Source organism: Serratia sp. L9, from assembly GCF_050632285.1.
Lineage (GTDB): Bacteria > Pseudomonadota > Gammaproteobacteria > Enterobacterales > Enterobacteriaceae > Chania.
In genome coordinates this window covers 2,159,620-2,174,558 of the sequence record NZ_CP192591.1, presented here as the reverse complement: position 1 = coordinate 2,174,558, position 14,939 = coordinate 2,159,620, and the positions used below count along the sequence as shown (strand labels likewise).

The window sequence follows — 14,939 nt, the reverse complement described above, 5'->3', positions numbered from 1 at the left end:
GTCAACCAATCCACCAGAAAGTAGGTATCGGATGAAGAAAAACTACAAAATTGCCACCATACCGGGGGACGGTATTGGTCAGGAAGTGATGCCGGAAGGGATCCGGGTGTTACAGGCTGCGGCAGAAAAATGGGACCTGGCGCTGGAATTTACCGCCTTCGAATGGGCCAACTGCGATTATTACCTGCAACATGGCCAAATGATGCCAGACGATTGGTTCGAACAGTTGCAAGGCTTCGACGCGATCTATTTTGGTGCCGTTGGCTGGCCGGATAAAGTGCCGGACCATGTTTCACTCTGGGGCTCGCTGCTTAAATTCCGCCGTGATTTCGACCAATACGTCAACCTGCGCCCGGTACGATTATTCCCTGGCGTCCCTTGCCCGCTGGCCAACAAACAGCCTGGAGATATCGATTTCTACGTGGTGCGGGAAAATACCGAAGGGGAATATTCTTCGCTCGGTGGGCGCATGTTCGAAGGCACCGAGCGTGAAATGGTGATCCAGGAGTCGGTATTTACCCGTCATGGCGTGGATCGCATCCTGAAATATGCTTTTGAGTTGGCACAACAACGCCCGCGCAAACACCTCACCGCCGCGACCAAATCCAACGGCATGGCTATCAGTATGCCCTATTGGGATGAACGCGTTGCCGCGATGGCGCAAGATTACCCAGAGATCAACTGGGACAAACAGCATATCGACATCCTTTGCGCCCGCTTCGTGTTAAACCCGGAGCGTTTCGACGTGGTGGTTGCCTCCAACCTGTTTGGCGATATCCTCTCCGATCTTGGCCCCGCCTGCACGGGCACGATTGGCATCGCGCCTTCGGCCAATCTCAATCCCGAGCGCAACTTCCCTTCAATGTTTGAGCCAGTGCACGGTTCTGCACCGGATATATTCGGCAAGAATATCGCTAACCCGATAGCCATGATCTGGACCGGCGCGATGATGCTGGATTTCCTGGGTGACGGCGAAGCACGTTATCACCAGGCACACGATGACATATTACAGGCCATCGAACAGGTGATTGCCACTGGGCCGCGCACGCCAGACATGCAGGGCAGCGCCTCCACACAGCAGGTCGGCGAGGCAATCGCACGCTTATTACAACCTTGATGTGACAAGGGCCAGCCCTCTGGCCCTTGTCATGGGATGGGAAGCGTTGATCAGGCCTGTGGGAAAATCCACAAATGCTCAGCAGGCAGGGCAAGCGTGCACATCTCCTGGCCGCGAACTTCGCTACCATAGGCACGAACCACAAAATCCTCAGCCACCGTGCGGAACAAATACTCCCAACGGTCACCAAGATACATGCTAGTAAGCAGCGGTAGCGCGATCTGATTACCTTGCGGATCCGCCCCCAGATGGACTCGCTCCACACGGATCACCGCCGTAGCATCCTGCCCGACGCTTATCCCCGCCCCCGCTTTGCCCCACAAAGCCCAATCTTTGCCTTCGATTTTTGCCTTGCCCTCATGGACTTCGGTTATCTTGCCAAGCAGGCGATTGTTGCTGCCCATAAATTCGGCGGTGAACAGGGTCGAAGGTGAGCCGTACATCTCCTGCGGGGTGCCCTGCTGCTCGATTTTGCCGTTATTGAGCAACAGAATACGGTCAGAAATCGCCATCGCTTCGTTCTGGTCGTGAGTCACCATCAGTGCGGAAAGGCCGAGCTTTATGATCAGCTCACGCAGAAACACTCGCGCCTCTTCGCGTAACTTGGCGTCCAGATTAGACAGCGGTTCATCCAGCAGGATCACCGGCGGGTTGTACACCAAGGCCCGGCCAATCGCTACGCGCTGCTGCTGGCCACCGGAAAGCTGATGGGGATGGCGTTTGCCCAACGGCCCCAAACCCAACTGATCAAGCACCGCCTGCACGCGCTGGGTAACTTCCGCAGCAGGCGTTTTACGCAATTTCAGCGGGTAGGCCACGTTATCAAATACGGTTTTATGCGGCCACAAAGCATAAGACTGAAATACCAACCCCAGATTACGCTCTTCTGCCGGGATCTCACTGCGCACCGCGCCGTCATAAACGGTATTTTGGCCAATCACAATCTTGCCCTGTGTCGGTTTTTCCAACCCGGCTACCGCACGCAGCAAAGTGGTTTTGCCACTGCCGGACGGACCAAGTAAAGAAACCACCTCCCCCGCTTGAGCTGCATAGAGACCCCCTTTAATACCGGGTTATCGCCATAGGTCAGGTGCAGGTTATCTACTGAAAGTTCAATCATGTATTTTGACTCCAAATCGCAGGGCGATTCCCAGACCTAACACCACCAGGAGGATGTTAATAAAGGAGAGCGCTGCAACGATATCAATCGCCCCTGCCGCCCACAAAGAGACCAGCATTGACCCAATGGTTTCCGTACCAGGCGACAACAGATAGACCCCGGTGGAATATTCACGCTCGAAGATCAGGAACATCAGCAGCCAGGAACCAATCAGACCGTAACGGGAGAGCGGTATGGTCACATGGCGGGTGATCTGGCCACGCGTCGCGCCGTTGCTACGAGCAGCCTCTTCCAACTCAGGCGCAACCTGCAACAGCGTTGAGGAGATCAACCGCAGGCCATAGGCCATCCACACCACGGTATAAGCCAGCCACACGCTGAAGATGGTGCTGCGCAGCGAGCGTAACCACACCACCAGATTGTCGCGTAGCCATTCAGCGACCGGCAACACAGAGAGCCAACCGGCTTTCAGCGATTTATCCAGCCACATCGGCAGGAACAGGAATACCCACAGGAAGGCCAAGCCTGCCAGCAGGCCGGGTACGGCACGCGGTACCAGCACGCTGTAATCCAGAAAACGGGTCACGCCGTCGGGTTTACGGTGCATCGCAATGCCGATAAACAGATAACAGACCACCGCCAACGCCCCACCAAACACCCCAATCGCCATCGAGTTGACGATCGCCCGCAGCAGATTAGGTTGCTGCCAGATGGTACGGAACGTGTTGAGAGACAGTTCATCCCAGATTGAAACCCCAACCCCCCAATTGGAGATAAAGGCGCGCAACACAACCCCCACCAGAGGCACACCAATGGTGACCGTGAGCCAGAACACCACCACGCCACCCGCTACCCAGCGCCATTTACCCAAAGGCAACGCTCGAGCCTGCGAGGCTTTCCCCTTAACGGTGACAAAGCGGTTGGCGGTGCGCATCAGGCGGCGTTGCAGCATCACCAGCGGGATGGTAATACAGATCAATACCACCGCCACCGCCGCCATCAGATGGTAAGACGGTGTGCCCAGCTTGTTGGTCAATTGATAAAGGTAAGTCGCCAGCACCAGGTTGCCTTCCGGATCGCCCAGCACCAGCATCAGGCCGAAGACTTCCAGCCCGAGGAAGAACAGCAAGACGCTGGCATACAGGATTGACGGGCGCACCATCGGCAGGCTGACGGCGGTCATCACCTGCAACGGAGAGGCGCCTGCGGTACGTGCGGCCTCCTCCACATCCGACCCTACGCTGCGCAGCGCCGATGAAATATAGAGATAGGCGTGGGGAACATGCGTCAGCCCGGCAATCACCACAATGCTGGCCATCGAATAGATGTTCCAAGGCACAAAGCCCAGAATAGCTTCCGCCCACAATGAGAAGAAACCCACCGGCCCCGCCGCGACCACGTAGCCAAAACCCAACACCATGGGCGAGACAAAGATTGGCACCAGGATCAGCGGTTCAATAAAGCGGCGGCCCGGTAAATCGGTTCTCACCATCAAAAATGCCAGCACGCCCCCCAGCGGAATGGCGATCACCACCAGGCCAAATGCCAGAATAAATCCGCTTTTCAGGGCCTTGTAAAAATCAGGATCGGTAAAGATAAAGCGGAAAGCATCAAGGCTGAACACCTTGGAAGGCGAGAAGAACGGCGCGGAAAGAAAGCTTTGGATCACAATAAATGACAATGGCACATAGATAACCAGTGCGGTTATCAGCACCACCAAACCACGCGGCAGACTCTGCCACTTTTTGCGCAATGCATTCATAGACAGTCCCGATGGTTACCCCCGCAACCCGCAGATTGCCTGGGAAATAGTCCCTGTTTGAAAAACGTGGGGCACTTATCGGCACGGCAATAAGCGCCCCCAATCCTGGTTTACTTGGCTGCGGCGGTACGCCATTGCTTGATATAATCCAGGCGTTTTGCCGGTTCCAGGTATTCCAGCAGGCTTTCATTCACCGGGATTGGCTTCAACGCCTTACCCAGCATCTGAGTCATGCCATCAATGTCGTTCTTGCCTTCGATATCATTACGGATGGAAGGAATATCCGCCTGATTGGCAAGGATGCTCTGGCCTTTCTCCGACAACACATAATTCACCCACAGTTTGGCCGCATTGCTGTTGGCCGCTTCCTGGCTGATGAACGTCACCCGTGATAACACCAGCGTATAGTCTTTAGGATAAGAGATACCGAGTGAAGGATCGGTTTTGGCGCGAGCCTCGGCATAGGAGCCAAGGATGTTGAAGCCAATCAGGTTTTCGCCAGAAGACACCCTTTCCATCATGGTGCCGGTGGAGGATTGTACCGCCAGCCCGCCTTTAGCGATCTCGGCCAGCGTGGCGAAGTAGTCAGGATCGGCTTTGAAGTCCTGCACCGAGAGCATAAATCCCAGGCCTGACTTTTCAATATCATAGGTGGTGACTTTCTTTTTGAATTTATCCGGCTGGCTGGCGATCAGTTTAGCCAATGCCGCATGGGAATCCGGGGCTTCACTTTGTGGGATCAGGCGCTTGTTGTAGATAAACACCACCGGTTCGTAAGTGGTGCCATAGGCTTTATCTTTCCACACCGCCCATTTCGGCAGTTGCCCTTGCTCTGGGGAGGTATATTCCAGGGCATAGTCGGTGGCCAACTTCAGCGCGGTATCCATGGAAGAGCTCCAGACAACGTCACCGCTGGTGCCTCCCGCCGCCTGCTCACTGATGTAGCGGTTATACAGCTCGGTGCTGTTCATGTCGTTGTATTCCACTTTGACGCCAGGGTACAGCGTTTCAAACCCTTGGATCAGTGGCCCGGCGGCTTTGGTGTCCGTGGTGGAGTACACCACGACTTTGCCCTCTTTCTTCGCCGCATCGACAATCTTTTGATAATCGACCGGATAACCTGCAGGGAACTGCGCGAGCGCCGGGGCAGAAATCAACACAGCCGTCGCAACCAAAGATAGCCTCATTTTTGAAAACATATTTTTAACTCCTGGTCACATTTTAAAAACTGAAATTTAACATATCGCCAATAGTGACCCCTAGGCAACGACGTTGATTAGCTTTCTTGTTGTTTTGTGACGCTGGGCATTTTTTGGACAGTAACGGCGGTAATTATTCAAGCGGGGAGTAAAATATTAAGGATTTCTTAATGTTGAATAGCAAGTGGATGCAGCAATGTCTGGTGACAGGGAATAAAAAAGGGGCGAAAATCGCCCCTTACGCTAAACGCTTAGTTAAGGTTTACTTCAACAGCGCGTTAGCTTTGGCAACAACGTTGTCGACGGTGAAACCGAACTCTTTGAACAGCAACTCTGCTGGCGCAGACTCACCGAACGTGGTCATGCCCACGATCGCGCCGTTCAGGCCCACATATTTGTACCAGTAATCCGCGATACCCGCTTCCACTGCCACACGGGCAGAGACGGAAGAAGGCAGCACAGATTCGCGGTAGGCCGCATCCTGCTTGTCAAACGCATCGGTAGACGGCATGGAGACCACGCGCACTTTACGCCCTGCAGCGCTCAGTTTGTCGGCAGCTTCCACGGTAATACCCACTTCTGAACCGGTGGCAATCAGGATAACTTCTGGCGTACCTGCACAGTCTTTCAGCACATAGCCACCGCGATACACGTTGGCTAACTGCTCGGCGGTACGTGGCTGCTGGGCCAGGTTCTGACGGGAGAATACCAGCGTGGTCGGGCCGTCATTACGCTCGATACCGTATTGCCAGGCAACCGCAGACTCTACCTGGTCACATGGGCGCCAGGTGCTCATGTTCGGGGTCACACGCAGGCTGGCCAATTGCTCGACTGGCTGGTGCGTCGGGCCATCTTCGCCCAGACCGATAGAGTCATGGGTGTAGACGAACACGTTGCGGATTTTCATCAGCGCCGCCATACGCACCGCATTACGGGCGTATTCCACAAACATCAGGAAGGTAGCGGAATACGGCAGGAAACCACCGTGCAGTGCGATACCGTTGGTGATGGCGGTCATGCCGAATTCGCGCACGCCGTAGTGGATGTAGTTCCCCGCCAGATCATCACTCAAGGATTTGGAACCCGACCACATCGTCAGGTTACTGGGTGCCAGGTCCGCAGAACCGCCGAGGAATTCTGACAGGACTTTACCGAAGGCTTCCAGGGCATTCTGGGAAGCTTTACGGCTGGCAATGTTGGCCGGGTTGGCCTGCAGTTGCTCAACGAATTTTTTCGCTTCCGCCTGCCAGTTGGCTGGCAGCTCACCGCTCACGCGGCGTTTGAACTCGGCAGCCAGTTCCGGGAAGGCTTTGGCGTAGGCAGCCAGCTTCTCGTTCCAGGCCGCTTCCTTGGCCTGACCGGCCTCTTTCGCATCCCACTGAGCATAGATATCCTGCGGGATTTCGAAGGCGGCATATTTCCAGCCCAGAGCTTCACGGGTAGCAGCAACTTCGGCTACGCCCAGCGGTGCACCGTGTGAATCATGGGTGCCAGCCTTGCTCGGTGAGCCAAAACCAATCACGGTCTTGCACATCAGCAGGGAAGGCTTATCGGTCACGCTGTGCGCTTCTTCAATCGCCGCCTTGATGGCATCGCTGTTATGGCCATCAACGCCACGCACTACGTGCCAGCCGTAAGCTTCAAAACGCTTGGCGGTATCATCGGTGAACCAGCCTTCAACGTGGCCGTCGATGGAGATGCCGTTGTCATCATAGAACGCGGTCAGTTTGCCCAGCTTCATGGTGCCAGCCAGCGAACAGGCCTCGTGGGAGATGCCTTCCATCATGCAGCCGTCACCCATAAAGGCGTAGGTATGGTGGTCGACAATATCATGGCCTGGGCGGTTGAACTGTGCGGCCAGCGTGCGCTCGGCAATAGCAAAACCGATGGCGTTGGCAATACCCTGCCCCAGTGGGCCGGTGGTGGTTTCCACACCTGGGGTATAGCCATACTCCGGATGGCCCGGGGTTTTGGAATGCAGTTGGCGGAAGTTTTCCAGCTCGCTCATCGGCAGGTCATAACCGGTGAGGTGCAGCAAGCTGTAAATCAACATGGAACCATGACCGTTGGACAACACAAAACGGTCGCGGTCAGCCCAGTGTGGGTTGGTAGGGTTGTGGTTCAGGTAGTCACGCCACAGAACTTCGGCGATATCTGCCATGCCCATAGGGGCGCCCGGGTGGCCGGAATTTGCTTTTTGTACGGCGTCCATGCTGAGTGCGCGGATGGCGTTGGCAAGCTCTTTACGAGAGGACATGTTTTACTCCAGGTCGGATTAAAAAAGCAGTCAAGTTTTCTATTTTCTCAGACTCAGCATTAAAACGGCAATCCCTAATGCCAAATGAGAGCGAGTTCACAACTTATTAGCACGATCGCGTCGTTTTTCGGAATAGCACTATTTCGGCCAGGCTTGACGTACAATAGGCTCGTGCACCAGAAACAATGCCAACCAAGATGCACAAAATACCCCTTACTATCATAGGAAGATAGCTTTATGAAGATTCGTACTTCTTTGATTGCACTAAGTATTACCACACTGTTAAGTGGTTGTCAGAACCTCAACACCGACGCACTGATGCAGTCTGGAGCACAAGCTTTCCAGGCAGCTACGTTGAGCAACGACGACGTCAAGGCACTGAGTGATAAGTCCTGCGTAGATATGGACAGCAAAGCACAAATCGCACCGGCAGACAGCGCTTATACGCAGCGGTTGAACAAAATCGCCTCCGCACTGGGGGATAATATCAACGGTACCCCGGCGAACTACAAGGTATACCTGACCAAAGACGTGAATGCCTGGGCGATGGCTAACGGCTGTATCCGCGTTTACAGTGGCCTGATGGACATGATGACCGACAACGAAGTGGAAGGCGTGCTGGGCCATGAAATGGGCCACGTTGCACTGGGCCATACCCGTAAAGCCATGCAGGTGGCTTACGGTACCGTGGCAGTGCGTACCGCCGCGGCTTCAACCGGCGGCATCGTGGGTTCGCTTTCCCAATCACAGCTGGCCGATTTGGGCGAAAAACTGGTGAATGCCCAGTTCTCACAGAAACAAGAGAGCGAAGCGGACGATTACTCGTTTGATCTGCTGAAAAAACGCGGTATCGATCCTAACGGTTTGGTCACCAGCTTCGAGAAACTGGCCAAAATGGAAGCGGGCCGTCAGAGCAGCATGTTTGACGATCACCCTGCCTCCGAAGCCCGCGCACAGCACATTCGTGAACGCATCGCGGCCGGTAAGTAATACTGCATTTAGGCGATAAACAGGGTGAGATGATTGCCTCTCACCCTCCCCTCTCCCCAGAGAGAGGGGATTGTTCGTGCCACAGATTGACGTCTGCAGATAATCGTCAACTCCCGCTTCTGTATACCCTAAATAATACGAGTGGCATGAAGGCCGCCAGGCCGAGAACCCCACGAGCATACTCAGGTAAGTGGCTGGGATGAGCGGACGAAGCCAACACACATGCAGCCTGAAGCATGACCGGTATATCAATACAGCTTCTGTGGCGGACCGGCAAAGGTCAATGGCCCGACATTTTTCATATCGACTTCCACCACCGACGGCCCAGGGTAGTTAATCGCCTCGGCCAGCACTCCGCCAAACTGCGCGGCATCGCTCACTTTCCAGGCTTTCAGCCCCATGGCTTCGGCCACCTGACAGAATGCCGGTGTGTGCAGCTCGTTATAATACTGACGCCCGGCGAAATACTTGTCCTGAATGCCACGCATCACGCCATAACCGCCGTCGTTCATGATCAATAAGGTGATATTGGCCTGTTCCTGCGCCATGGTTGCCAACTCTCCCAAACCCAGAGCCAAACCACCGTCACCAACCAGGCCGACAACTTTACGCTGTGGGTTGGCGATAGCGGTGCCGATCGCCATCGGTAACCCCATGCCGATTGCCCCCGCCAGCGAGTGGATATTGCATAAAGGTGAGATAGCCCGGAACAAACGGCTGCCCCAGACGCTGCCAGACACGGTGATATCACGCACCAGCAAGCCATCCTGCGGCAACGCGGCGGCGATGGCATCGTTCAACTTGGCATATTCACCAGACTGCTGGCGTAGCGCCACCTCCGCCTGTTGCACCGCACTGGCGATCTCGGTATCCCAGGCGGCATTCACTTTCTCGCCGGGTGCCAAACGCGCGGCCAGCGCACTCAGCAAAGCACCACAGTCGCCATAAACCTGCTCATCCGCCAGATAATTACGGTTGGCAGCCGCCGGATCGATATCAATCTGCACCAACGGGCGCGGCAGCGGCAACGACCAGGTACGGGTTTCATTACTACGCAGACGCGAACCGGCTACCAGCGTCAAATCGCACTGCGTCAGGATCCCCTCAACGCTTGGCGAATTGTGGAATGCCCGCAGGCTACGCGGGTGGCTGTCCGGCAGGATCCCACGGCCGTGGGTACTGGAGATCACGACCACGCCGGCATCCGCCAACTGTTTCACCGCGTCGCGGCAGGCCAGCGCACCGCCACCCACCCACAGCAATGGGCGCTTGGCGCGCTTCAACTGCTGGTAAAGACGTTCAACCGCCGTTTCATTCGTAGCAGGCAGCGCTGGCGGCAAGACCGGCTTCCCGACAAGGTTGGCTGGCACCAGGCTGTTTTGAATATCGATCGGGATCTCCACCGCTACCGGGCCACAGGGCACGGTCTGTGCATCCAGGATCGCACGCTGGATCACCGCCACTGCCTGTTCTGGCGAATTGACCCGGTAAGCCTGCTTCGAACAGGCACGCAGGAAGCCCAGTTGATCTTTGGTTTCATGGATAAACCCGGCATCGGCATCCAGATAAGCTTTCTCCACCTGCCCGGTAATGTGCAGCAGTGGCGTGTTGGCATTCAGCGCCTCTATCATCGCGCCCACCGCGTTACCCGCACCAGCGCCAGTGCTGGTCAGTGCCACACCCAGACCGGAAAAACGCCCGTGAGCATCGGCCATGGTAACGGCCCCGGCTTCACCACGCGCCGGTACAAAGCGGATTGCCCCACGCTGCCCCACCGCATCGGCAATCGGCAGATTATGGATCGAGATGATGCCGTACATCGCCGCGACATCGTACTGTTCCAGAGTTCGGGCTATCGCCTCACCAACCGTAATTTTTTCGCTCATCATCTGCCTTCTTGTTTTCTTAAGTCGTAAGGTGCGTTATTCGCTCCAGCGGTTAGGCTGATTGCTAAGGGAAAGATACAAACTCTTTTGCTGCATATAGGCCTGGATGCCATGCAGGCCCTTCTCACGCCCTAGGCCGCTTTGTTTAAACCCGCCGAACGGCGTGGAAATCGAGAACGTTTTGTAGGTGTTGATCCACACGGTGCCGGTTTCCAGTTGCTCGGCCAGCGCCATGGCACGAGTAAAATCACGGCTCCAGATACCTGCCGCCAGGCCATACACCGAATCGTTGGCCTGTTCGATCAACTGCGCTTCATCATCAAATGGCATGGCCACCAGCACCGGTCCGAAGATCTCTTCCTGACAGGTACGGGCGCGGTTACTCAACCCTTCAATAATGGTCGGCAGGTAATAGCTGCCCTGCGCCAGCTGTGGGTCGGCAGGTGCTTCGCCGCCAATCAGCACCCGGCCACCTTCCTGCTGTGCCAGCGCCACGTAATCCGCCACGCTTTGCCGATGCTTATCGCTGATCAGCGGGCCCAGGTGGACTCCTGGCTGCAACGGGTTGCCAATACGCAACCCGGCGGTCAGCTCGCATAAGCGAGACAGCAACGGTTGATACAGCGCACGCTGTACAAACAGCCGTGACCCAGCGATACAAGCCTGCCCAGCCGAGCTGAAAATACCGTAGCAAATGCCACGCGCCGCCTGTTCCAGATCCGCATCTTCCAGCACGATGGTCGGCGATTTGCCCCCCAGCTCCAGCGAGGTAGGGATCAGTTTTTCCGCAGCGACATGTGCCAGATGGCGACCAGTGGAGGTGCCACCGGTAAAGGAGATCTTTTTCACCAGCGGATGGCGAGCCAAGGCTTCACCAATCACCGAACCTTTGCCCGGCAATACGCTGAGCAACCCGGCAGGCAAGCCTGCCTGTTCGAATAATTCAGCCAGCTTCAACGCCATCAATGGGGTAGCTTCTGCCGGTTTGAGGATCACCGCGTTGCCTGCCGCCAGCGCCGGAGCGACCTTCTGCATTTCGCTGGCAATCGGTGAGTTCCAGGGCGTGATAGCCGCAATAACGCCCAAAGGCTGATACTGGCTTAGCGTCATCACTTCCCGATTGCGCTGAGTAGGAAGCTCCCCTTCCAGCACTTCGCAGGCAGCAGCAAAATAGCGAGCGGTAGCCGCCGCGCTCATCACCAGACCACGGGTTTCCGCCAGCGGCTTACCGTTGTCGCGGGTTTGCAACAACGCCAGCGCATCCACCTGCTCAGTCATCAAATCGCTGACGCGATACAGGATTGCCGCACGCTGATGAGGAACCAGACCACGCCAGGACGGAGCCCGCCAGGCTTGTTCTGCCGCCGCGACGGCATCATTCACATCCTCAACGCTGGCTGCGCGCAGGCGAGCATTGACGCTGCCGTCTGCCGGGAAAACCGAGCTCATCTCTTCACCGCGTCCTTCACACCAGCGCCCGGCAAGAAAAATCTTTAACGTTGTCATACTTAACTCCTGCCATTCAGGCAATATATCCTTCGTCTCTCAAGCCGCAGCGTTGTTGGCTGCACTCGTTCACTCCAGTCACTTACCGGAATAAGCGCCTGGGGACTCACAAGTCTGCCGCCTGGTTACGACTTCAAATCCAGTGGATATGAAACCACCGCTCACCAGACTGCGGCAGGCTTGCACCGCGCTCAGTGCCGCCAGCGTTGAGGTTTTCGGATTGCTGGCCAGCGGGTTGCCACACAGCTCAATCTGGAACTCGCCAAACTGGCCACAGACCTGCAGGCGATGGGTGTTTCGCTGGGTATGCGGATCCACCTGCAGGCGCACACGTGTGGCATCCATCCCCAAACCGTGCAGCGCAATGGTTGCCGCCACGTTGGCATTGGCAGGGAACATACGCGCGGCCTCACGGGCAGAGCCTTCAAAAAACACCCGTGCTTCACTGATCGCATTCAGATCGATCAGTTTTTCCGCGTGGCTCCCGCGCCAGCTGGCAGGGCTTTTGCTGGATTGATAGGTCACGCTTTCCAATCCGCCTTCACGCGCTGAAGCCAGACCATCCATACCCGCCACCGCACCGGACAGCACGATGAGCTGCCCCTGATGACGCGCACAGGCCTGCTGCAAGCGTAGTTGCAATGCGGCATCGGCCAGTGCGCCGGTGGAGATCACCGCCAAGTGCCAACCACGTTTGAGGATAGCCTCACCCAATTCGGCAACGGCCTGCTGGCTGGCACATTCCAGCACCAGATCCGGCTGACCGGCGCATTGGTCTGGATGGGTCAACGCCTGCGCCCGCCCGGCAAATGCAGTTGCAATCTCGGCATGATATTTTTCACGCGCCACGATCCAAGCGGCTTCCACGCCTTCCGGCAGGCGTGCCAGAACCTCTTTCGCCATCGCGCCGTAACCAATCATCATGATCTTTTTCATCTTTTTTGCCTTATCAGGTTACACATGGCGGTTGAAGCCGCCGGAAACGTCCAGCGCCGCTCCGGTAGTAAAGGACGCCATGGGCGATGCCAGGAACAGCAAGGCCTGCGCTGGCTCCTGGGGTTTACCAAGGCGCCCCATCGGGATACCCCGCCGCTCGGCAATGGCCGCCGTCCACTGTTCCCAGCTCTGTTCTTTATCCTGACGCTCGGCAAAACGCCGACGCCATTGGCCAGACTCCACCATGCCCAACAGGATGGAATTGACGCGTATCCCTTTGCTCACCAGCTCTTTCGACAACGTGAGCGTCATATTAAGCAAGGCGGCGCGGGCCGCCGAGGTGGCAATCATGTGTTCTTCTGGTTGTAAGGCCAGCAGCGAGTTGACGCAGGTAATCGAGGCGATATCTGAACGTTCCAGCGCCGGTAAAAATGCCTGCACCGGGTTGATCACCCCGAACAGTTTCAGTTCCGCTTCATGCAACCAGGCCTCACGCGGGGTCTGATCAAAGTGCGCAACAAAGCCTTGCCCTGCGTTGTTGATCAACATATCGACCGTGCCAAAATGGTCGTTAACCTGCCCCGCAAACTGAGTCACCTGCGCGGCATCAAGCACGTCACAGCGCAATGCCAGGATCTCCGCCTGCGGGAACTCTTCGCGCAGGCTGGCTTGCGCACTGGCCAGCTTGTACTGATTACGGCCACAGAAGGCTACCCGTGCCCCTTCAGCCAACAGCAGGCGCAGCGTTTCAAAACCGATCCCCGAAGATCCCCCGGTGACTACCGCCACCCGCCGCTCAATTTGAAAATTCATGGTTGGATTGCCCCCGTAAAATCCTGCAAATAACGGTTAAACACCGCTGGCGCATCGAGATAGCTGGCATGCCCGGCGTTGTCGATTAGCCGCATCGCCACATCCTGTTGTTGTGCCAGCGTTTGCGCGCCCTGCGGTGGCGTGATGCGGTCAACGCTGCCACACCACACCTGCAACGGCCCCTGGTAACGCGACAGGTATTGCTTGATGTCGTCGTTTGCCAGCATCCACGCGGCACTGAGAAAACCGGCGGGGTTGAGTTGCTGCATACCGCAGCGCACCCAGGCAATATCCTGCGGGTCCGCACCTTCACGCAGCAGCGCCGCCGCACGTTGTTCGCCGTAGCCTTGCGGGCCAAGCGTTTCGATAATCTGCTTGCGCTGGCCATACACCTGTTGGCGTTTTTCCGCTGTGGCGGTGGCATAACCCTGCGCCGGATCAGCCAGCACCAAACCTCTCAAACCCTCTGGATTGGCAGCCGCATAGGCACTGGCGATCAACGCACCGAGCGAATGCCCAACGATCAATGGCCGTTGCAACTCCAGCTCGCCGATCAGGGCCGCCAATGCCTGAGCATAAGCGGCAGCGTCCGGTTCAGTCTGTGACAAAACCGCACTACCGCCATAACCCGGAGCATCCCAGGCAATCAGACGATGGCCATCGGTCAGAGCACCATCGCTGAACTGCTTTACCCAGGAAGCAGAACCAGAACTGATACCATGCAGCAAAACCACAGCCCGGCCGTGCCCGGCTTCACGCCAACTGAGCCTGAAGCCACCACAATCCCCCTGCTGGCGTTCCGGTAAGCTGTTCATCAGTTGCGCTTCACTTTGGACAACGGATGATCAGCCGGGTAAGTCGGGGTTTCCGGCTTGGCGGTGCCGAGCATCACACACATCAGCGCTTCTTCTTCGCCGTGGTTAAACAGGCCGCGATAGATACCCGCCGGTACTGAAATCAGATCACGCTCTTTCAGGAGGGTTTCGTAATACTCTTCGCCGTCCTGGATCATCAGCGTGATGCTACCTTTAAGCATGAAGAACACTTCTTCCACATCGTCGTGCAAATGCAGTGGCCCTTCGCATTTTGACGGCAACACCATGGTGGAGAAGGTGAAGTTCCCTGCCGGAATGGTGTTGATGTCGCTAACCACGCCCGTAGCGCCAGTGCCGATATAGCGCATCTGAGCACGGCGATATTTCGGATCGTAATCAGCCTGGAACTTAAGCGCGTTCCAGTCATATTTGCGGCCTTCGAAACGGGCGATACGCGACTCCACCCACTTTTCCATCGTCAGATCCTGCGGCTTGACGCCGGCTTTGTTCTCAACCTGGGACATATTGTCTCTCCTTC

Annotated in this window: 11 protein-coding genes and 1 pseudogene; 2 read left to right on the top strand and 10 right to left on the bottom strand. The window is 56.5% G+C overall.

All coding sequences use genetic code 11. The features are described 5' to 3' along the window. Window positions 1–31: 31 nt before the first annotated feature. Window positions 32–1,117, top strand: a complete 1,086-nt coding sequence (locus ACQ86O_RS10345) for a tartrate dehydrogenase (protein WP_431225145.1) — start codon at window positions 32–34, stop codon at window positions 1,115–1,117. A gap of 50 nt (window positions 1,118–1,167) precedes the next feature. Here ACQ86O_RS10345 and ACQ86O_RS10340 read toward each other — a convergent pair. The 4 genes and pseudogenes from ACQ86O_RS10340 to tkt form a co-directional block, all read right to left on the bottom strand. Then, a pseudogene (locus ACQ86O_RS10340) lies at window positions 1,168–2,237 on the bottom strand (ABC transporter ATP-binding protein). Beyond that, on the bottom strand, window positions 2,230–3,999 hold the full coding sequence (locus ACQ86O_RS10335; protein ID WP_431225144.1) for an ABC transporter permease: 1,770 nt from the start codon (window positions 3,997–3,999) through the stop codon (window positions 2,230–2,232). The pseudogene ACQ86O_RS10340 and the gene ACQ86O_RS10335 overlap by 8 nt, the downstream one beginning before the upstream one ends. 110 nt (window positions 4,000–4,109) lie before the next feature. Continuing rightward, window positions 4,110–5,198 (bottom strand): ABC transporter substrate-binding protein, encoded by a 1,089-nt coding sequence (locus ACQ86O_RS10330; RefSeq protein ID WP_431225143.1) that lies wholly within the window; start codon window positions 5,196–5,198, stop codon window positions 4,110–4,112. 262 nt (window positions 5,199–5,460) lie between these two features. Then, on the bottom strand, window positions 5,461–7,455 hold the full coding sequence (gene tkt / locus ACQ86O_RS10325; RefSeq protein ID WP_431225142.1) for a transketolase: 1,995 nt from the start codon (window positions 7,453–7,455) through the stop codon (window positions 5,461–5,463). A gap of 237 nt (window positions 7,456–7,692) precedes the next feature. On the opposite strand from tkt, the gene ACQ86O_RS10320 reads away from it, so the two are divergent. Next, the gene (locus ACQ86O_RS10320; protein WP_431225141.1) at window positions 7,693–8,445 is read left to right on the top strand and encodes a M48 family metallopeptidase; all 753 of its coding nucleotides are present in this window, start codon (window positions 7,693–7,695) and stop codon (window positions 8,443–8,445) included. A 248-nt stretch (window positions 8,446–8,693) separates the two neighbouring features. Here ACQ86O_RS10320 and ACQ86O_RS10315 read toward each other — a convergent pair whose 3' ends face one another. The 6 genes from ACQ86O_RS10315 to ACQ86O_RS10290 all read right to left on the bottom strand — a co-directional run bounded on the left by ACQ86O_RS10315 (window position 8,694) and on the right by ACQ86O_RS10290 (window position 14,925). Then, window positions 8,694–10,331, bottom strand: a complete 1,638-nt coding sequence (locus tag ACQ86O_RS10315) for a thiamine pyrophosphate-binding protein (RefSeq protein ID WP_431225696.1) — start codon at window positions 10,329–10,331, stop codon at window positions 8,694–8,696. A gap of 36 nt (window positions 10,332–10,367) precedes the next feature. Beyond that, window positions 10,368–11,837: an aldehyde dehydrogenase gene (locus ACQ86O_RS10310; RefSeq protein WP_431225140.1), complete on the bottom strand. Its 1,470-nt coding sequence runs from the start codon at window positions 11,835–11,837 to the stop codon at window positions 10,368–10,370. 78 nt (window positions 11,838–11,915) lie between these two features. Further along, window positions 11,916–12,773: an aspartate dehydrogenase gene (locus tag ACQ86O_RS10305; protein WP_431225139.1), complete on the bottom strand. Its 858-nt coding sequence runs from the start codon at window positions 12,771–12,773 to the stop codon at window positions 11,916–11,918. An 18-nt stretch (window positions 12,774–12,791) separates the two neighbouring features. Beyond that, window positions 12,792–13,586, bottom strand: a complete 795-nt coding sequence (locus tag ACQ86O_RS10300) for an SDR family oxidoreductase (RefSeq protein WP_431225138.1) — start codon at window positions 13,584–13,586, stop codon at window positions 12,792–12,794. Continuing rightward, window positions 13,583–14,401 carry an alpha/beta fold hydrolase gene (locus ACQ86O_RS10295; protein ID WP_431225137.1) on the bottom strand — a complete coding sequence of 273 codons (819 nt, stop codon included), beginning with the start codon at window positions 14,399–14,401 and terminating at the stop codon, window positions 13,583–13,585. The genes ACQ86O_RS10300 and ACQ86O_RS10295 overlap by 4 nt, the downstream gene beginning before the upstream one ends. Further along, window positions 14,401–14,925, bottom strand: coding sequence for a cupin domain-containing protein (locus ACQ86O_RS10290; RefSeq protein ID WP_431225136.1), 525 nt, complete (start codon window positions 14,923–14,925; stop codon window positions 14,401–14,403). The genes ACQ86O_RS10295 and ACQ86O_RS10290 overlap by 1 nt, the downstream gene beginning before the upstream one ends. Window positions 14,926–14,939: the final 14 nt, after the last annotated feature.